The following is a 19,231-nucleotide window of genomic DNA, read 5'->3' on the forward strand; positions in this document are numbered from 1 at the left end:
ACCTTGGCCTTTCACGCGAGCGAGGCGTAAGCGACCGCGTGCGGAGGAAAATCCAGGGCGCCATCGCCCACTGCAGCCGGTGTGACGCCTGGTACATCCAGCATCGCCGTGATGGCGGGTGGCTGCCACGCGATGCGATCCGCCGACAGATTGAAGGCGACCAGCAGGCGCAGGCCATCCTGCTCACGCACGAACGCCAGCAATGGCTCCGGCGCGTCAAGGAACGCAATCGAACCGGTCACCAGCACCGGCTGCGTCTTGCGCCAGTGCAGGAATGCGCGCACCGCATTGAGGACGGAGTCTTCGCGAACATCCTGCAAAGCCACGTTGCGTTCATGGTGCGCTTCCGGAACCGGCAGCCATGGCGTCGCATCGCTGAAGCCGGCGTGGTCGGAGCCATCCCAGGGCATCGGCGTGCGGCAACCGTCGCGGCCCTTGAAGCTCGGCCAGAACACTTTGCCGTAGGGATCCTGCAGCGCTTCAAAGGGCACGTCGGCTTCCGGCAGCCCGAGTTCCTCGCCCTGGTACAGGCAGACGGAGCCACGCAGCGAACAGACCAATGCGACGAGCTGCGCGGCCAGCGCGTCACTTGCCTGCGCGCCACCCCAGCGCGTCACCGCGCGTTGCACATCGTGGTTGGAAATCGCCCAGCATGGCCAGCCTTCGGTCATGCGCGCTTCCAGCGCTTCCACGGTCGAGCGGATGTAGGCGCCACTGCAATTCTCGGTCAACAATTCGAAACTGTAGCCCATGTGCAGGCGCTGGTCGTTGCAGTATTCGGCAGTGGTCGCCAATGAATCTTCGGAGGAGATTTCGCCGAGTGCACCGATGTCGGGATAGCGATCCAGCAATGCTCGCAGGTCTTCGAGGAACTTCAGGTTCTCTGGCTGCGTGTTGTTGTAATGGTGGTACTGGAAGGCATATGGATTGTCGGGGCTGAAGCCCCGGCCCACGCGTAGTTCCGGCGGCTTGGGCGGATTGTCGCGCAGTTGCGCGTCATGGAAGCAGAAGTTGATCGCATCCAGGCGGAAGCCATCCACGCCACGATCCAGCCAGAACTTCACGTTGTCGAGCTGCGCGGCCTGCACGTCCGGGTTATGGAAATTCAGGTCCGGCTGTGACGACAGGAAGTTGTGCAGGTAGTACTGGCCGCGCCGCGGTTCCCACTTCCAGGCCACGCCACCGAACAGCGATAGCCAGTTGTTGGGTGGCGCGCCGTCGGCTTTCGCATCGGCCCATACGAACCAGTCGGCCTTCGGGTTATCGCGGTTCTCGCGGCTTTCCTGGAACCATGAATGCGCTTCTGAGCAGTGGCTGACCACCTGGTCGATCATCACCTTCAGGCCCAGCGCATGCGCCTTCGCCAGCAATTGATCGAAATCGTCCAGGCTGCCGAACAGCGGGTCGACATCGCGATAGTCGGCGATGTCGTAACCGAAGTCCGCCATCGGCGACTTGAAGAATGGCGAGATCCAGATCGCGTCCACGCCAAGGCTGGCGACGTAACCCAGCCTGTTGACGATACCCGGCAGGTCGCCGACACCATCGGCATTGGTGTCGAGGAAACTGCGTGGATATATCTGGTACACGACAGCGCCGCGCCACCATCTTTTCGAAGTCATTCCCGCCCCGGGCATTCCTGCAACCAGCCACGAATATGCCGCGCCTGGTGTCACTTGCGGCGTGATTGCCCCGTGCGTGTGCGGTGAATACGTTTACATCCGCGTGATATGCCGAAACGACACGTTTATTGCCGCGCTGCATCACGCGTGGGCTGCGTCACTGCGGCACACTCCGGGCACTGAACCGTCACCTGCATGCGAGGCAACAATGGCGTCGACCACGCTGACCCAAAAGCCGCAACTGTCGTTCTGGCAGATCTGGAACATGTGCTTCGGCTTCCTCGGTATCCAGTTCGGATTCGCGCTGCAGAACGCCAATGTCAGTCGAATCTTCCAGACGCTCGGCGCGAGCATGGACGACATCCCGATGTTGTGGATCGCAGCGCCGCTGACCGGGCTGATCGTGCAGCCGATCATCGGCTACCTGTCGGATCGCACATGGACCGGGCTCGGCCGCCGCCGCCCGTATTTCCTGGTTGGCGCGGTGCTTGCCTCGCTGGCCCTGTTCGCATTCCCGAACGTGCCGGTATTGTGGATCGCCGCCGGCATGCTGTGGGTGCTGGACGCGTCGATCAATATTTCGATGGAACCGTTCCGCGCCTTCGTCGGTGACCAGCTCTCGCCCGCGCAACGACCAAGCGGGTATGCGATGCAAAGTTTCTTCATCGGCGTCGGTTCGGTGGTCGCCAGCATGCTGCCATTCCTGCTGGAAAAAGTCGGGGTTGCGAATACCGCGGAGCCCGGCCATGTGCCGGACACGGTGCGCTACGCGTTCTACGCCGGTGGCGTTGTGCTGCTGGCGGCGATCGGCTGGACGGTGCTGCGCACGCGCGAATATTCGCCGCAACAGCTGGCCAGCTTCGATGATTGCCAACCGGACACACCGGCTCGCACGCCGCCGCTGCAGCCGGTCAACCGCAACACGCTCGGCATCGGCTGCCTGCTCGTCGGCTTGTTCGCGGTGTTCGCGATCCGGCAGTTCGAACTGGACAAGCAGCTCTACATCCTGGCCGGCGGTATCGCCGCGTATGGCCTGGCCCTTCTGGCAAGCGGCATCGCGCGTGGACACGGCATGTTCGCCACGATCATGCATGACATGCATGCGATGCCGACCACCATGCGCCAGCTCGCGGTGGTGCAATTTTTTTCGTGGTTCGCACTGTTCGCGATGTGGATCTACACCACCGCCGCGGTCACTGAAGTCCACTTCGACAGCACCGACACCGCATCGGTCGCCTACAACGAAGGCGCGAACTGGGTCGGCGTATTGTTCGCCGGCTACAACGGCTTCGCAGCGCTGGCCGCGATCGTGATCCCGGTGATGGTGCGCAAGTGGGGATTGCGCTTGAGCCACTTGTTCAACACCACGCTGGGCGGCCTGGGACTGCTATCGATGTTGTGGATCCGCGACCCGCACATGCTGATGTTGTCGATGGTCGGGGTAGGTTTTGCCTGGGCCTCGATCCTGTCGCTGCCGTATGCGCTGCTGTCGGACAGCGTGCCCGCCGGGAAGATGGGCATCTACATGGGCATCTTCAATTTCTTCATCGTGATTCCGCAACTGGTCGCGGCCAGCCTGCTTGGCCTGCTGCTGAAAACCTTTCTCGGCGGACATCCGATCAACGCGCTGGCGATTGGTGGCATCAGCCTGATCATTGCCGGTCTGTGCGTGTTGCGCGTACGCGAACCCGGCACCGATGTTGCCTACTGAGGAGATGACGATGCGCATCACACCTTGCCTGCTCACCTTTGGCATCTCGATTGCCATCTTCGGCTCCATGGCCGGCTGCAGTACAAGCAACGCCCGCACGCCATCACCCCACATAGCCGCCACGGCGGACTACTACGGCACGCTGGAGCCGTTCGCGCGCGATGCGGTGTATTTCGTGCTGACCGATCGCTTCGTCAATGGCGATCCAGCCAACGACCAGCGCGACCAGGGAAAATCAAAGGGGCCGGCGTTCTTCACCTTCGACCGGCCGGTGCCCGGCGCACCCGCGGGCAAGCACGCCAACGTCGGCTACCTGGGTGGCGACTTCAAGGGCATTGTCGACAACGCCGACTACATCCGCGACATGGGCTTTGGCGCGGTCTGGGTCACGCCCATCGTCGACAACCCGGACGAAGCCTTCACCGGCGGCGATCCGGTGAAATGGGGCGGCAGTTTCACAGACCGCGGCAAGACCGGCTTCCACGGCTACTGGGGCGACAATTTCTACGTGCTCGATGAGCACCTGCCCTCGCCCGGACTGGACTTCCGCGGCTTCACCAGCGCCATGCGCGGGCATGGGTTGGATATCGTTCTGGATATCGTCTGCAACCATGGCTCGCCGGCCTACACCATGCCGAAGGACCAGCCCAAGTTCGGCAAGATCTACGACGCGAACTGGACACTGCTTGCTGATCACCAGGATCTGCCGCCGGCCAAGCTAGACCCCACGCATAACCCGTTACACGCCTGGTACAACACCGGCGGCGGGCTGGCTCAATTGTCCGACATCAACGAAAACAACCCGGCAGTGCTGGAGTATTTCGTCGGCGCGTATTCGCAATGGATAGACCAGGGCGCAGCCGCGTTCCGCATCGACACCATCCCGTGGATGCCGCATGCCTACTGGCATTCCTTCGTACAGCGCATCCGTGCGAAACATCCGGGCTTCTTCATGTTCGGCGAAGCCTTCGACTACGACGCCAAAAAGATCGCCGAACATACCTGGCCACAGAATGCAGGCGTCAGCGTGCTCGACTTCCCGCTGAAGAAAGCCATTGCCACAACCTTCGAAACACCCGGCAGTGACTACGCGGCACTCGTCGAGCCGCTGCATCTCATCGGCGGGCCATATGCGAACCCGTATGAGCTGATGACGTTCTACGACAACCACGACATGGCACGCATGAATGCCAGCGACAACGGCTTCATCGATGCGCACAACTGGCTGTTCACTGCGCGCGGGATCCCGGTGATCTATTACGGTTCGGAGATTGCATTCGAACGCGGCGCCGCCGAGCATTCCGGCAATCGCAATTACTTCGGCACCGAAGGCATCCAGGTCGCGAAGTCACATCCGATCCACGCCGCACTCGCCCGCATCGCCAGGGTGCGTCAGGCATCGCCCGCGCTGCAACGCGGCTTGCAGCTCAACCTCGAACTGCACGGTGATCGCGCCGCGTTCTACCGCGTCTACCAGCACGACGGCGTGCACCAGGTTGCACTGGTACTGCTCAACAAGGGCGATGCCAGCCAGCACTTCAACGTCAGTGACAAGCTGCAACCGGGGCAGTGGCGTTCTGCATTTGATGATCGACAGATGACGGTCGGATCCGGCGGCGCGCTCGAAGCCGATGTGCCCGCGCATGGCGTGCAGGTGTTCCTGCTCGACACGCCGGTCACCGATCCGGGTTTGCGCCGGGCCTTGGATACCGCGATGGCCGGCGCGCGGCGTACGCGTTAAGACCCTGGAAGGCGCGCAAAGCGCGCGATGAGGCAATGCAAGGCACGCAGCGCGCGACTTAGCCTCAAGCGCGGCTGGACTGGCGGATCTGCAAGGTCGGCGCCAAGGTAATGCTTTTGGCCGGTTCGTCGCGAACCAGCTGTAATAGGGATGCAACCAGAAGCTCGCCGGCCATCGAGGTGTCCTGCACCACCGTGGTCAGCGGCGGGTTGGAGAAACGCGCCATCGGCGTGCCGTCGAAGCCAACCACCGCCACGTCTTCTGGCACGCGCAGGCCATGTTCCTTCAATGCATGCATGGCACCGATCGCGATCAGGTCGCTGGCGGCGAAGATCGCATCGAAGGCAAGCTCGCGTCCGATCAGGATCTTCGCGGCCTCGTAACCGGCTTGTTCGGTGCTCGCGGCGTTGACCTGCAGCGCAGGATTGATGCGCAGCCCGGACTCGCGCAGCACGGCATCGCAACCACAATAGCGCGCGAAAAATTCGGGGTAATGGGTAGATGCATCGCCAAGGAATGCGATCTTCCTGCGCCCGCATTCGACCAGGTGTCGGGCCACCAACGCTCCACCTTGCGCGTTGTCGCAACCGATCGAAATGCCGGGCTGGCCTTGCAGGACCGCGCCCCAGCGGACGAAATGCGTGCCCTGAGCGACTAGATGCGCCAGCTTGCTCTCGTAGGCCAGGTAGTCGCCGTAGCCGAGCAGAATCAGGCCATCGGCCTTCATGCTGTCTTCGTAATCGGCATGCCAGTCGTCCGACAACTGCTGGAAGGAGACCAGCAAGTCATGACCGTGCTTGGCGCAGGCGCGGGTGATCGAACCCAGCATCGACAGGAAGAACGGGTTGATGTGCGAATCGTCCGGGGTCGGATCCTCGAATAGCAACAGCGCCAGCGTGCCAGCACGCTGGGTGCGCAGGCTCGAGGCATGCCGGTCGACCTTGTAGTTGAGTTCCCGCACCGCCTCTTCGACCCGCTTGCGGGTTTCGGCGTTGACCAGCGGGCTGCCGCGCAGCACCCGCGACACCGTGGCCTGCGAGACCCCGGCCCGATGGGCGATGTCCAGCGAGGTCGCCTTGGTCTTTTTCTTGGTGCGACTGGGGACAAGCATCGGCGGAGTGTAGCAATGCCGATGTTCCCGTTCTCAGCCAATACAACAGAAGTGGCTAAAAAGAAAAAGGCCGATGGAGTTCCATCGGCCTTTTTGCAATTGGTGCGCCCGGAGAGATTCGAACTCCCGACCCCCAAGTTCGTAGCCTGGTGCTCTATCCAACTGAGCTACGGGCGCAAGAGCGCAATTATGCGTTGGCGGCACAATTGCCGTCAACGCAAATCACCAACAACATCTTGCAACAACATCTCGCGATTTCACTTCGATGGCGGAGACTGAGGGATTCGAACCCTCGATGGAGTTTTTGACCCCATACTCCCTTAGCAGGGGAGCCCCTTCAGCCTCTCGGGCAAGTCTCCGAAGGCGTAATCGCGAGTCGCGCAGAATACAGGCAACGCCGTGATCCGGCAAACCTCATTCGGCACTACTACCCTTTTTTTCTGACTCGTCCGCATTCTGGATGCGCTGGTAGATCTCTTCGCGATGCACGGACACGTCCTTCGGCGCAGTAATGCCGATCCGGACCTGGTTGCCTTTGACACCCAGTACCGTGACGGTAATGGCATCACCGATCATCAATGTTTCACCTACTCGCCGAGTAAGGATCAGCATCTTGCAACTCCCCTGTCGCTAACGACCGCTCCGCTGCGCGTCCTGCACAGGGATGCGGGATGCATCCAATCGTCCCGATCATACGGGCCTTCATTCAGTTTTCACAAGCGGCTGGGGCACGTTCCCGTCAAGTGTTCGTGCACCCAACCGGTCACGGCGGACAATGCAGCGACCAGTTCGGGGCCATCGTCGCCCCCGCCCTGCGCCATGTCGGCGCGCCCACCACCCTTGCCATTGATGCGACCAGCCACATCGGCAAGAAGTTCACCCGCCTTGATCTTGCCAAGCGCATTGCCGCTAACGCCGGCCACCAGGGCCGCCTTGCCGGCGTTGGTGCCGGCCAGCACGATGACCGCATTGCCCAACTGCTGTTTGAGCCTATCCATGGCATCACGCAGGGCCTTGGCGTCGAACCCTTCCAGGCGCGTGGCCAGCACCTTGATCCCAGCCACGTCCTGGGCCTGGCCAGCCAGGTCGCTGGTGGCGCCGGATGCTGCCTTGGCTTTCATGGCCTCCAGTTCGCGCTCCAGCTTCTTTTGCTTGTCCAGCATGGCGCGCAACTTGTCGCCAACCTCGCCGGTCTGTGCACCCAGCAGCGCCGCGGCTTCGCCAAGCCTACGCTCCTCCTCGGCAACGTGATCCAGCGCACCCTGCCCGGTCACCGCCTCGATCCGGCGCACGCCTGCCGACACGCCGCCTTCGGAAATGATCTTGAACAGGCCGATATCGCCAGTACGGCCGACATGGGTGCCGCCGCACAGTTCAGTTGAGGTCGGCCCGAACCGCAGCACGCGGACGTGCTCGCCATATTTCTCGCCAAATAGCGCCAGCGCACCGAAATCCAGGGCTTCCTGCATCGCCATCTCATGCACTTCACCCGCATGGTTCGCACGCACCTCGGCGTTGACCCGGCGCTCTATCTCGGCGAGTTCGGCGGACGTCATCGGCTGGGAATGCGAGAAATCGAAGCGCAGCCGATCTGGTGCAACCAGCGAGCCCTTCTGCTGCACATGGTTGCCCAGCACGTCACGCAGCGCAGCGTGCATCAGGTGGGTGGCGCTGTGGTTGAGTATGGTGGCCGCGCGGCGCGTGGCGTCCACTGCACCGGTCAGTTGATCGCCTCGCTTCAGCGTTCCAGACGTCAGCTTGCCAACGTGGCCGAAGAACTGGCCGGCCAGCTTGAGGGTATCGATAACGTCGAAGCCCACGCCCTGAGCCTCCAGCGCGCCACGAAGTTCGCCGGTATCGCCAACCTGGCCACCTGACTCGGCATAGAACGGCGTCGCGTCGAGGATCACGATGGCATCGTCGCCCGCCTCGATCGCATCCACCGGACGACCATCCTTCAGCAAGGCGAGCACGCTCAGGTCAGCCGCATCGAGCGATGCGTAACCCAGGAATTTCGTGGGCGTCAGCTTTGCGACCAGGTCTGCCGGCAACTGTGTGCCGCCGCCGAACTTGCCGGCCGCGCGCGCGGTCTCCTTCTGTTGCGCCATCGCCGCATCGAAACCACCGACGTCCACCGACATCCCGCGCTCGCGCGCCATGTCCTGGGTGAGGTCGAGCGGGAACCCGTAGGTATCGTAGAGACGGAAGGCATCAACGCCCGGGATCGTTCCACTGCTGCGGTCGGCAAGGTCATTGAAGATGCGCATGCCCGAATCCAGGGTTTCGGCGAAGCGCTCTTCTTCGGCTTTCAACGCGCGCTCGGCGGTGGCCCGACCTTCGCGCAACACCGGGTAGGCATCGCCCATCAAGCCGTCTAGCGTTCCGACCAATTTGTGGAAGAACGGTTCGCGCACGCCCAGCATCCAGCCATGGCGCAGTGCACGGCGGATGATCCGGCGCAGCACATAGCCGCGGCCCTCGTTGCTGGGTAGCACGCCATCAACGATCAGGAATGCGCAGGCGCGGATATGGTCGGCAATCACCCGCAGCGACTTGTTCTGCAGATCTGGCGTCGCAGTCAGCTCGGACGCCTTGCAGATCAGGGTGTCGAACAGGTCGATCTCATAGTTGCTGTGCACGTGCTGCAGCACGGCGGTGATCCGTTCCAGACCCATGCCGGTATCCACGCAGGGCGCCGGCAAAGGCACGAGAGTGCCGTCGGGTTGGCGGTCGAACTGCATGAAGACGTTGTTCCAGATTTCGATATAGCGATCACCGTCCTCGTCCGGCGAGCCCGGCGGACCGCCTGCGTGTTCCGGACCATGGTCGTAGAAGATCTCGCTGCACGGACCGCACGGGCCGGTGTCAGCCATCTGCCAGAAATTGTCGGAAGCGTATGGCGCGCCCTTGTTGTCGCCGATGCGGATGATGCGCTCAGGCGGCAGGCCGATGTCGCGATGCCAGATCTCGAACGCTTCGTCGTCGTCCTGGTAGATCGTGACCAGCAGGCGCTCGGGTGGCAGCTTCCAGACCTGGGTCAGCAGTTCCCAGGCCCAGGCAATCGCATCCTTCTTGAAGTAGTCACCGAACGACCAGTTGCCGAGCATTTCGAAGAACGTGTGGTGGCGAGCGGTGTAGCCGACCTGATCGAGGTCGTTATGCTTGCCGCCAGCGCGCAGACAACGCTGCACGTCAGCGGCACGCACATAGCTGCGCTTCTCCGCACCCAGGAACACGTCCTTGAACTGGACCATCCCGGAATTGGTGAACATCAGGGTGGGATCGTTGCCCGGCACCAGTGGCGCCGACGGCACGATGGTGTGGCCCTTGGAAGCAAAGAACTCGAGGAAATCCCGGCGTATGTCGGACGTCGTTTTTTTGGGGGTGATATTCATGCGGTATCTGGTTCAGGCGAGCGCACAACTGCGCCGCGTTCCCATCACCATGCGGACGCGAAACCGAGTTGGCAACCCAATCCTCCCAGTTTACAGCCCGCTTGGTCTCATTCGTCAGGCTCTCTCATAGGGGCACGCCTGCAATGCGGCCCTGACCTGATCCATCCCGAAACCACGGCGCAGCAGGAACTCCGCCGCCTTGCGCTGGGCAGCCCGATTCCCGCTCAGGGCAGCAGGATGCCTGCGCCGCAACAGATCCCTGGCGTTGTCCGACCAATCACCTTCAAATGCTTCCAGTGCAGAGGAGATAATCTCCGCCGACAGCGCGTGGGTGGCCAGCTCGGCGCGCATCCGCACCGGTCCGTAGCCGGTATTGGCACGACTACGCACCAGCAACTCGGCAAATCGTGCATCGTTTTGCCAACCTGCGTTGGCAAGCTTGTCGATCACCGCCCGTGCATCATTGGGCTCGACACCGCGGCTGGTGAGCTTGCGCGCGAGTTCCTGTTTGGAATGCTCGCGCCGGGTCAACAGACCCAGCGCGCGTTGGGTCGGCGACAGCTCCGGACGGCGGCGACGCGACGGCGCTGACGAGGACACCGCAGCATCGCCTTTGTCCGGTTGCATCAGTCGCCCTTGGTCTTGCCAGCGCTCTTGCTTGTGGCGTTGCCCACGGCCTCGGACTCCGCCTCGGACTCGGTTTCGACCTCCTCGCGCGGCGCTTCTGCCGGCACGAGCTGCGCACGCAGGGCGGCTTCAAGCTTCTGGGCCTGGGCCGGGTTCTCCTTGAGGTAGGTCCGCGCGTTTTCCTTGCCCTGGCCGATACGTTCGCCGTCGTAGCTGTACCAGGCGCCGGCCTTTTCTACCAGCTTGGCGTCCACGCCCATCTCGATCAGCTCGCCTTCGCGGCTGATGCCCTCGCCATACAGGATCTCGGTGATGACCTGCTTGAACGGCGGCGCCAGCTTGTTCTTGACCACCTTGATCCGGGTCTGGTTGCCGATGATCTCGTCGCCTTTCTTGATGCTGCCGATGCGGCGGATATCCAGCCGCACCGAGGCATAGAACTTCAGTGCGTTGCCGCCGGTGGTCACTTCCGGGCTCTGGCCGGGCATCATCGCGCCAATCTTGTGGCGCAACTGGTTGACGAAGAACACCATGGTGTTACTGCGCTTGATGTTGCCCGTCAGCTTGCGCAGGGCCTGGCTCATGAGGCGGGCCTGCAAGCCTGGCAGCTGGTCGCCCATCTCGCCTTCGATTTCAGCCCGCGGGGTGAGCGCGGCCACCGAGTCGATGACCACCATGTCCACCGCGTTGGAGCGTACCAGCATGTCGGCGATTTCCAGCGCCTGCTCGCCGGTGTCCGGCTGCGACAGATAGAGCTCATCCAGGTTGACGCCGAGTTTCTGCGCGTAGGTTGGATCCAGCGCATGCTCGGCATCGATGAACGCGCAGGTGCCGCCGGCTTTCTGGCACTCGGCAATGGTCTGCAGGGTTAGCGTGGTCTTGCCGGAGGACTCCGGCCCGTAGATCTCGACGACCCGCCCCTTCGGCAGCCCGCCAATGCCCAGCGCGATGTCCAGCATCAGCGAACCGGTACCAATGGTTTCCACCGCCTCGACCGCGTGATCGCCCATGCGCATCACCGAGCCCTTGCCGAACTGCTTCTCGATCTGGCCCAGGGCCGCCGCAAGCGCGCGCTTCTTGTTCTCATCCATGGTGTTGGTCCTCAAGGTGGAATATTTTTGGGTGAATTACTTGGGTAAGTCGTCTGGTCTGGACGCAGGTTAGGCGGGCTGGGTCGCATGGACTGCGACGCTGCGCGCCTTGCATGGACGATGGCAGTTGCGATCACCAGGCGGCATCAGGAAATCCCCCGCGCGCAACTGGGATGAAGCAGGCAATCGACATGCAGGAAGTCCGGTCATGGGTTGGGCCGCACCAGGCCGCAGTACAGACCTTCGATCGCAAAGTCCTGGCCAGGCTGTACCTCGATCGGGCTGTAGTCCGGGTTGCGCGGCAGCAACCGGATGCGCCCCTGCCCGATCTTGAGCAGCTTGACCGTGATCTCGTCGTCGATCCGCGCGATGACTATTTGTCCATTTCGTGCATCGGAGGTGCGATGCACACCGATCAGGTCGCCGTCGAAGATGCCCTCGTCGCGCATCGAATCGCCCTTGACCCGGAGCAGGTAATCCGGCGCCGGTGAAAAGAAGGTGCGGTCCATCAGCACGACCTGCTCGGAACCGATATCGGCACCGATCGGGACGCCGGCCGCAACCTGCCCCAACACCGGCAGGCGCAGTGCATCGTCATCGGCAGGCAGCGGCAGCTGCCGGGGCGTGTCCGGGAACTGCAGCAGGCGCAGGCCGCGCGCGCGGCCGGGCGTGCGCTCGACCACACCAGCAGCTTCCAGTGCCTCCAGGTGGTATTGCGCCGCGCGCACCCCGCTGAAGCCGAAGGCACGGGCGATTTCCGATTGCGATGGAGGGACACCTTCCGCTTCGATGCGGTCGGCGATGAAGGCGTGGATGGCGCGTTGGGTATCGGTCAGGCTCATGGTTAGTAGTATTACTACTAACACTTTGACCTGTCAACGTTCATATTGATGGCGCTGCCCTAATCGCCCAACTTGTGCTCCAGCCCACGCAAGGCCGCCGCCACGGTCTGCCGGCGCACCGCATCGCGATCGCCTTCAAACAGGAATAGTTCTGCGCGCGGGTAGCCGCCGCGACGCTTCCAGCCGATCCAGACCGTACCGACCGGCTTGTCCTCGGTACCACCACCCGGGCCAGCGATCCCCGTTACTGCGACCGCGATCGTTGCGCCGGAATGCACCAGCGCGCCGGAAACCATTTCCACCACGGTTTCGCGGCTGACTGCGCCATGGGTTTCCAGTGTCTGCGGCTGCACACCCAACAAGGCCTGCTTGGCCTCGTAGCTGTAAGCCACAAGTCCACAATCAAACCATGTCGAGGAACCCGCGACATCAGTGACTGCCTTGGCAATCCAACCGCCAGTGCAACTCTCCGCGGTCACCAGCATTTGCCGCGCGGCTTGCAGGAGGGTGCCGGTGGCATTGGCCAGGGCATCGAGCTCAACATCAGTGGGCGTGATCATTGGCCGTCCGGATGGGATTCTGCAGGCGTTGTAACGCATGCGGCCCGAAAACGAAACCGGCCCGCGATGCGGGCCGGTTGTAGTACGTCGATTCAGATCAGAATCGCATGCGCAAGGTCAAGCCATAGGTCGCGGGCGCGCCCAGGAAGGCGTTGTACGTGTTCAATGGATCCGAAGCCGCGTGTTGCGCATTGGGCAAGGGCGAACCCACTGCTTGCAGCGGCCCGTCGAATCCAACCTGGATATAGTTTTTGTCGAACACGTTCAGGCCCCACAGCTCCAGCATCCATTTGCGGTCGCGCGAACCGAAGCCGATGCGCGCATTGACCACGGTGTAGGCACCCTGCTGCTTCTCGACGTCGAGGTCGGAGCCGGTGTTGAACTCCGACATGTACTTGGCACCGATGTTGAAGCGGCCCATCAGGCTGTTGGCGAAATCCCACTCATAGGTCACCGCACCTGTTGTCGACCACTTGGGTGCAAAGCTGGCCTGGCTGCCGGGCAGCTTGTACAACGGACCCAGCACCGGTGTGGTCTGGAATTCCGCAGTCGGGCGCGCATCGCCGTAGGTCGTGTCCGCGTAAGTCATGCCGCCCTGCAACATCAGGCCTTTGACCGATGCCGGCTGCCACAGGATCTCGGTGTCGATGCCCTTTGATACCGCCTTGGGGATCGAACGCACCACGAAGCTGGTGCCCAGGAAGCTGTTGAGCTGGAAATCGCTGAAGGTCTGGTGGAACAGGGTCGCATTGAGCAGCAGGTTGCCGCCGGCCCAGGTGGTTTTGGTGCCGAGCTCGTAGCTGTCGACGAATTCACCGGGGAATGACGTGTCATTGACCGGGGCGATACCGGCACCGGCACTCGACAGGCCATTGGCGGACTGCACGCGATCCAGGTTGAAGCCGCCGGCCTTGTAGCCGCGCGCGGCTGAGGCGTAGGTCATCACGCTCGGGTTCCAGCGGTAGGCTGCTTTCACGGTACCGGACCATTCCGATTCATTGCGCTTCTGGTTGGTGCTGCGACCGTTGTGCAATGCATTGGCCCATGGCAGGCACATGAAGCCCACGATGTCCGGCGTGACTGCACCAATCAGCGCCGCCTGGGTTGCCGGGGTCAGCAGTCCAAAATTGGGAATGCGCGCCGCAAGTGCCGCGCCGACCCTGGCACCCGGATTGGCCAACGTGTTGCCGCAGCCGATGCTGCCGTTGGGATTGCTGTAAAGCGCGCTAAGTGTCTTGTCTTCCTGCGTGTAGCGCAGGCCCAGGGTCAGGTCCAGTGCCTCGCTGGCGTGCCAGGTGTTGTTGGTGAACAGGGCAAGGCTCTTGGAATTCTGCTTGTAACGATCAAGTGCGCCCAAGCCGCTGTAGTTGGTGCCATAGGGCTTGCCACTCACCTGTGACAGGAACGTCGCGGGATTCGCTTGATTGACCCATCCTGCCGGAAGTTTGGCTTGCACGCCGGCCAGCACTTTCTGCCCGACCAGGGTGGACAGGTAAGCCTCGTACCCGGTACCGAAGCGGTAAGAGTCGTTGCGGTTCAGATCTTCATTGGCATAGAACAGCCCGACCATCCAGTCGACCTTTTCAGTAGAGCCGGTCAGGCGGAACTCCTGACTGAACTGCTTGAAGCCGGTGAAGGACTCATCCTTGGTCCCTTGGCGATACAGGATGTCGGCGGAGGAGTAATCAAAATCCAGGCCATTGATCGCTTGCCAGTCACGCGCGGCGGTGATCGAGGTCAGGGTCGCGTTACTGAACCATGGCGTAGTCCAGTTGACCTCGCCGCTCAGGCCCTTGTCCTGGATCTTCTGGGTGGTATCGCGGTTGCTCCAGGCCTGCCGTGCGAACGGATCAGCCACCGGCGCGAGGCCGGTATCCGATGCAAGCGCATCAATCAGAGGCGACGTGGCACCGTGGACCAAGGTGACCGCGGTGCAGCAGTTCTCGTTGCGCCGAGTGTAGTCGGCGATGAAATTGATGTCGAGGTCGTCGTTCGGCACGATCCGCCACTGCGCGCGCACCGAGCTGTAGTCCTGGTCGTAGTCCTTCTTGTTGGTACGCGGGCCACTGCCGGTATGCACCGTCATCCAGCCATCGCGATCGCGCTGAGTGGCGAAGATACGGAAGGCGGCATGTTCGCCGACCGGGGTGTTGAACGACGCGGACAACCCCAGCGCGCCGTAGTTGCCGCCGGTGATTTCAAAATCCGCACTACGTACGAAGTTCGGGCGGCGGGTAATGACATTGATGACGCCGGCTGAGGTGTTCTTGCCGAACACTGTTCCCTGCGGTCCCTTCAGGACTTCGATCCGCTCTAATTCACCAAGGTCGCCGAAGCCGACGCTGTTGCGGGCCCGATACACGCCGTCGATCACCACGCCAACCGAGGACTCCAGGCCGACGTTGTCGCCCACCGTGCCGATTCCGCGGATACGCGCGGTGGTGATCGCCTCGCTCTGGGTACTGGTCACGGTCAGACCGGGCACCAGCATCTGCAGGTCCTTGATGTCACGCACGCCGGCGTCCTGCAAGGCCTGGTCAGACAGTGAGGTGACCATGATCGGCACGTCCTGCATGGCCTCTTCGCGTTTCTGCGCAGTGACCACCATCGTGTCGAGGGTCTTGGCTTCTTGCCGCTGCTTGTCCTGTTTGCTTCCGTCTTGTGCAAGAGCGGGCATGGCCACCATCGACATCATTGCGGTAACAAGTGCGACAGCGAGCGGCTTGGGTTGCAGTTGCTTGCGTTGCATGATTTCCCCCTCGAAATGAACACCAAAAAAAATCAAGGCCACCGCATGTGCGGGACCATCGTTAGCCTAGGCGCGTGCCACGTGGGGGTTGGCATCGCGAGCGCGGTTTGTTTGACCGCGTTCACTAAAAGCTAACACACAACCGCACGGTTGCGTATGCAACCGGTGCGGACAGATTTCAGTTGGCGGCTCGACTACATAAGTGAGCCAAGCCCGCACAAGGCGGGAGCTTCAGGGGACCGACATCAGCTCGCTGGCCTGCAAACTGGGCTTGCTTGAGTCCCGTGAAGGCGATGTGGTCTGGCTTGTGCTTCAACGACCGGCAAACACCACGGCCGGCTGCAATTTCAGGATCGGCCAGGCGCTGATCGCCGCGGCGGCTACGCTGACCAACGCCACCCCTAGCACGCCGATGAAGGGTGTGAACCACATCATCCGGAACGGGAACCCCGACGGCATCACCGCTTCGCCGACCAGGCCGCACAGGCCGATTCCCAGGCCGGCGCCCAGCAGCGCACAGGCAAGCGCCTGAACCAGCACCATCGACAACAACGTTCGCGACGATGCCCCCATCGCCTTGAGCACGGCGTACTGCCGCTGGTGTTCGTAGGTGAACATGTACAACATCACCCCGGTCACGCCGAAGCCTACCGTCATCGCCAGCACCAGCATCGTGGTGACATCGCCAACGTCTTCGGAATTGATGAGGAACCAACGCACCGTATCGGACTTGAAATCCGCCGCCGAACGCGCGCGTAGCCCGGTACGTTGACGGATCCGTTCTGCCAGCGCTCCTGACGACACGCCTGCAGCCGCGTGTGCCATCACAAAAGTCACCTGCGTGCGCTCTGGCGGCAGTATCCGCTCGGCAGTCGAGATCGTGGTGTACAGCAGCGGACGTACCGGGAACCTCGGCAGCGTCTGCGAATGACCCACCACGCGGAGCATGTGGTCGTTTGCCAGCAGCTCGTCACCACTGCCGATTTCGCGCGTCGGCACGTCCAGGTGCACGCCATCATGCGGCCACTGGTCAACGGCGGAGAGCGGCGTTCCCAGTTTGCCGGACGTGCCGCCAGCATCGACCACGACGGTGTTGGCTTCGTGCAGCGCGAACGGCGGCCGGCCTGCGACCAGCGGCGCGCCCTGCAGGGTCGCATCGTCCACGCCGATCACCTGGAACGACTGGAAACGCCCATTGGCGAAACGCGCCTGGGTGCTGCCTAGCAGCAGTGGTGCGGCAAGCGCCACGCCGTCGACGCTGCGCACCCGAAGCAACGCCGAGCCAGGCAGGTTGATGGTCTGTTCGACCGACGCCACTGCAGGATCCATGACCCAGACATCGGCCTGTGCATTCTCGGTGATCAGTGAAAATCCGTGGGTCAGGAAGCCACTGAAAAACGAGGCGGCAAAGGTCACCAGGAACGAGGTGAAGACAATCCCGAACAGCAGGCCAATGAACTTGGCCCGGTCGGCGAACAGCATCTGCAGCCCGATCCGGAGCATCAGCGCGCCTACCTTTCCGGCGCAGGTTGCTGCTGCGGCAACGCCTGGATGAAGACATCCATCTGCTGGCCGACGTACACCGGCAATGCCGTGCGCGCGAAGCTGTAAACGACCTGCAGCACGCGCACGTCAACACGCTCGGTGGCCTGCCCGGTCAACGATGTCCTGGGCGTCACATAAGGCTCGATGTATTCGAAATGCAGCGGCGTCGTCAACGTCGGGTTACCGCGCACGTAAGCCATTGCGAGGGCCTCGGGCCGTACCCGCCAGGCGTCGCTTTCGTCGATGTCCACCCGCAAGTACATCCGCGCGCTGTCACCCATCAGCATTGGTGGCGTAGCCCGCGCATCGGCTGCAGCGTATTCGCCGGCTCGAATGTTGACCTGGAGGATCTCGCCGTTGGCGGGCGCCCGCACCGTCAGGCGTTCGATGGCCACGCGGGACTGCTCGACCACTGCCCTCGCCGCGTCGAGCGCCGTGCGCGCCGCGTCCACGTCATCGCGCAGCTCGCTCATCATCTGGGCGCTGATCACCCCGGCAGCGCGCTGCTGCAGCGCACTGAATCGGCGCAATTTGTGCTGCGGCTTTTCCAAGGCCGCGCTCGCCTCGGCCACTCGAGCCTGCTCGACACCGAGGCGCGCCTGCAGATCGCGGTCGTCGATGCTGAACAAGGGATCGCCGCGCGCCACGCGATCGCCGACCTTGACGTACAACGCCTGCACCACGCCTGGCACAGTGGTGGCCACGGCGATGTTGCCCCGCCCGATCTCGGTGATCCCGGATCCGGCCACGTACGCGGCGAACGGTGCCCGCACCGCAGCGACCGCCGGTGGCACCGGGGTCGGGCTGCGATTGCTGTCGACCACGACCCACGCTCCGATCAGCAACCCGAGCAGGGCCAGCCCAATGAGGATGTAAGCCCGCTTCATGGCGCCCGTCCCTGGCCGTCGGCTATATCGACAATCACACCGTCTTCCATCCGCGCGATGCGGTCGGCAAATTCAAAAATGCGGTTGTCATGGGTCACCACGATCAAGGCCCGTTGCGGATTACGTACCTTGTCGCGCAGCAGCGTCATCATCGCGTGACCGGTCTCCTGATCCAGGCTGCTGGTTGGCTCGTCGCAGACAATCAAAGCCGGATCGTGCACCAATGCGCGGGCGATGGCGACGCGCTGTTGCTGGCCGCCACTGAGCTTCGGCGGCAGGGCATTGGCGCGTTCAGCCAGCCCAACCGATCCCAGCAAGTCCCTCGCGCGGGCCCGGGCCTGCTCCCTCGGGGTACCGGCGAGCAGCAGCGGAATGCTGACGTTGTCCACGGCGCTGAGCGACGGCAACAGGTTGAACGCCTGGAACACGAAGCCGATGTTGCGACCGCGAAACCGCGTGCGCGCGTCGGCGTGCATGTGCAGCAGGTCCTGGCCCAGCACTTCGCACTGGCCATCGTCCTGGTCCAGGATCGCGGTGATGATCGACACCAGCGTGGTCTTGCCGCAGCCCGATGGTCCGACCAGCAGCAGCAGCTCGCCGCGACGTATATCCAGATCGACGCCACGCAGTGCCCGCGTGCGCGCGCCCTCCTCGCCGTAGGACTTGGTAAGCCCGCGGCAGCGCACCGCGACTTCCAAATCGGCTTGCAGGTCCACTTCTTCGTCCTTGTTGCGCGAGCGTAGGCAATTGTAGCTTCCACGCCAGTTAACACCGGCTCTGGTGTAATCGGTGCCTTGGCCGGAGCCTATGAATGACCACAGCGCGCGAAGAAAAGGCGTTACATGATGTTTTCCTCATCAGCATCTGGATCAAGGGGTTGGTCGGACTGGGCCAGGTGGCGGCCGGCGGCTTGCTGTTGGCCGCCAGCCGGGCAACGCTCACCTCTTTCGTGTTGCGGTGGACCACGCCGGAACTGTCGGAGGATCCGCATGACTGGCTTGCCAACCTGCTGCAAGCCAGCACCTTGGGCTGGAATCCCGGTACGCAGTCGTTCGCGAGTGTTTATCTCATCGTCCATGGGCTGATCAAGATCGTGCTGGTGGCCGGCCTGCTGCGTCGCAAGATGTGGTCCTATCCGGTGTCTATGGGGGTGCTGGGCGCTTTCATCGCCTACCAGCTGTACCGATACAGCTTCACCCATTCGATTTGGCTACTGCTGCTGACCGGGCTGGACGCGGTGGTGATCGCCCTGATCCACCATGAATACCGGGTCCGCAAGACGCACGGCTTTCCCGTCTGAACATTGGTAACCAGGCAGCTTCCGCTGACAGCTTGCCCTAGACTGGGCCG

General features: G+C 62.7%; 15 protein-coding genes and 2 tRNA genes. 3 read left to right on the forward strand and 14 right to left on the reverse strand.

Annotated features, from left to right (window positions below):
- Nucleotides 1-11: 11 nt before the first annotated feature.
- On the reverse strand, nucleotides 12-1,622 hold the full coding sequence (locus tag PSV05_RS11150; protein WP_300065100.1) for an alpha-glucosidase: 1,611 nt from the start codon (nucleotides 1,620-1,622) through the stop codon (nucleotides 12-14).
- A 208-nt stretch (nucleotides 1,623-1,830) separates the two neighbouring features.
- Here PSV05_RS11150 and PSV05_RS11155 point away from each other — a divergent pair, with 208 nt between their 5' ends.
- Both PSV05_RS11155 and PSV05_RS11160 read left to right on the forward strand, forming a co-directional pair.
- Entirely contained in the window at nucleotides 1,831-3,333 is a 1,503-nt protein-coding gene (locus PSV05_RS11155; RefSeq protein ID WP_300065102.1) for an MFS transporter, read from the forward strand.
- Nucleotides 3,334-3,400: 67 nt separating this feature from the next.
- The gene (locus PSV05_RS11160; RefSeq protein ID WP_300065488.1) at nucleotides 3,401-5,074 is read left to right on the forward strand and encodes an alpha-amylase family glycosyl hydrolase; all 1,674 of its coding nucleotides are present in this window, start codon (nucleotides 3,401-3,403) and stop codon (nucleotides 5,072-5,074) included.
- 64 nt (nucleotides 5,075-5,138) lie between these two features.
- Here PSV05_RS11160 and PSV05_RS11165 read toward each other — a convergent pair whose 3' ends face one another.
- The 13 genes from PSV05_RS11165 to PSV05_RS11225 form a co-directional block, all read right to left on the reverse strand.
- Nucleotides 5,139-6,185: a LacI family DNA-binding transcriptional regulator gene (locus PSV05_RS11165; protein WP_300065104.1), complete on the reverse strand. Its 1,047-nt coding sequence runs from the start codon at nucleotides 6,183-6,185 to the stop codon at nucleotides 5,139-5,141.
- A 100-nt stretch (nucleotides 6,186-6,285) separates the two neighbouring features.
- Nucleotides 6,286-6,362: transfer RNA gene (locus tag PSV05_RS11170), tRNA-Arg, on the reverse strand.
- A gap of 89 nt (nucleotides 6,363-6,451) precedes the next feature.
- A tRNA-Ser gene (locus PSV05_RS11175) sits at nucleotides 6,452-6,544 on the reverse strand.
- A 55-nt stretch (nucleotides 6,545-6,599) separates the two neighbouring features.
- Entirely contained in the window at nucleotides 6,600-6,797 is a 198-nt protein-coding gene (gene csrA, locus PSV05_RS11180) for a carbon storage regulator CsrA (protein WP_300065106.1), read from the reverse strand.
- A 101-nt stretch (nucleotides 6,798-6,898) separates the two neighbouring features.
- Complete coding sequence (alaS, locus tag PSV05_RS11185; protein WP_300065108.1) at nucleotides 6,899-9,580, reverse strand: alanine--tRNA ligase; 2,682 nt, start codon at nucleotides 9,578-9,580, stop codon at nucleotides 6,899-6,901.
- Nucleotides 9,581-9,694: 114 nt separating this feature from the next.
- Nucleotides 9,695-10,207 carry a regulatory protein RecX gene (locus tag PSV05_RS11190; RefSeq protein WP_300065110.1) on the reverse strand — a complete coding sequence of 171 codons (513 nt, stop codon included), beginning with the start codon at nucleotides 10,205-10,207 and terminating at the stop codon, nucleotides 9,695-9,697.
- A complete protein-coding gene (gene recA / locus PSV05_RS11195; protein WP_300065111.1) occupies nucleotides 10,207-11,298 on the reverse strand; it encodes a recombinase RecA in 1,092 nt (363 codons plus the stop codon). The genes PSV05_RS11190 and recA overlap by 1 nt, the downstream gene beginning before the upstream one ends.
- Before the next feature lie 206 nt (nucleotides 11,299-11,504).
- Entirely contained in the window at nucleotides 11,505-12,140 is a 636-nt protein-coding gene (lexA, locus tag PSV05_RS11200) for a transcriptional repressor LexA (protein ID WP_300065113.1), read from the reverse strand.
- A gap of 59 nt (nucleotides 12,141-12,199) precedes the next feature.
- On the reverse strand, nucleotides 12,200-12,700 hold the full coding sequence (locus tag PSV05_RS11205; RefSeq protein WP_300065115.1) for a CinA family protein: 501 nt from the start codon (nucleotides 12,698-12,700) through the stop codon (nucleotides 12,200-12,202).
- 97 nt (nucleotides 12,701-12,797) lie between these two features.
- The gene (locus PSV05_RS11210; RefSeq protein WP_300065117.1) at nucleotides 12,798-15,449 is read right to left on the reverse strand and encodes a TonB-dependent receptor; all 2,652 of its coding nucleotides are present in this window, start codon (nucleotides 15,447-15,449) and stop codon (nucleotides 12,798-12,800) included.
- 312 nt (nucleotides 15,450-15,761) lie between these two features.
- On the reverse strand, nucleotides 15,762-16,952 hold the full coding sequence (locus PSV05_RS11215) for an ABC transporter permease (RefSeq protein WP_300065119.1): 1,191 nt from the start codon (nucleotides 16,950-16,952) through the stop codon (nucleotides 15,762-15,764).
- Between the two features lie 8 nt (nucleotides 16,953-16,960).
- Nucleotides 16,961-17,881, reverse strand: coding sequence for an efflux RND transporter periplasmic adaptor subunit (locus PSV05_RS11220; RefSeq protein ID WP_300065121.1), 921 nt, complete (start codon nucleotides 17,879-17,881; stop codon nucleotides 16,961-16,963).
- Nucleotides 17,878-18,597, reverse strand: a complete 720-nt coding sequence (locus PSV05_RS11225; protein WP_300065123.1) for an ABC transporter ATP-binding protein — start codon at nucleotides 18,595-18,597, stop codon at nucleotides 17,878-17,880. Before PSV05_RS11225 ends, PSV05_RS11220 begins: the two co-directional genes overlap by 4 nt.
- Before the next feature lie 95 nt (nucleotides 18,598-18,692).
- On the opposite strand from PSV05_RS11225, the gene PSV05_RS11230 reads away from it, so the two are divergent.
- Nucleotides 18,693-19,181: a DUF2127 domain-containing protein gene (locus PSV05_RS11230; protein ID WP_300065125.1), complete on the forward strand. Its 489-nt coding sequence runs from the start codon at nucleotides 18,693-18,695 to the stop codon at nucleotides 19,179-19,181.
- The last annotated feature ends 50 nt before the right edge of the window (nucleotides 19,182-19,231 follow it).

This window comes from Thermomonas sp. (assembly GCF_029945965.1).
GTDB lineage: Bacteria > Pseudomonadota > Gammaproteobacteria > Xanthomonadales > Xanthomonadaceae > Thermomonas.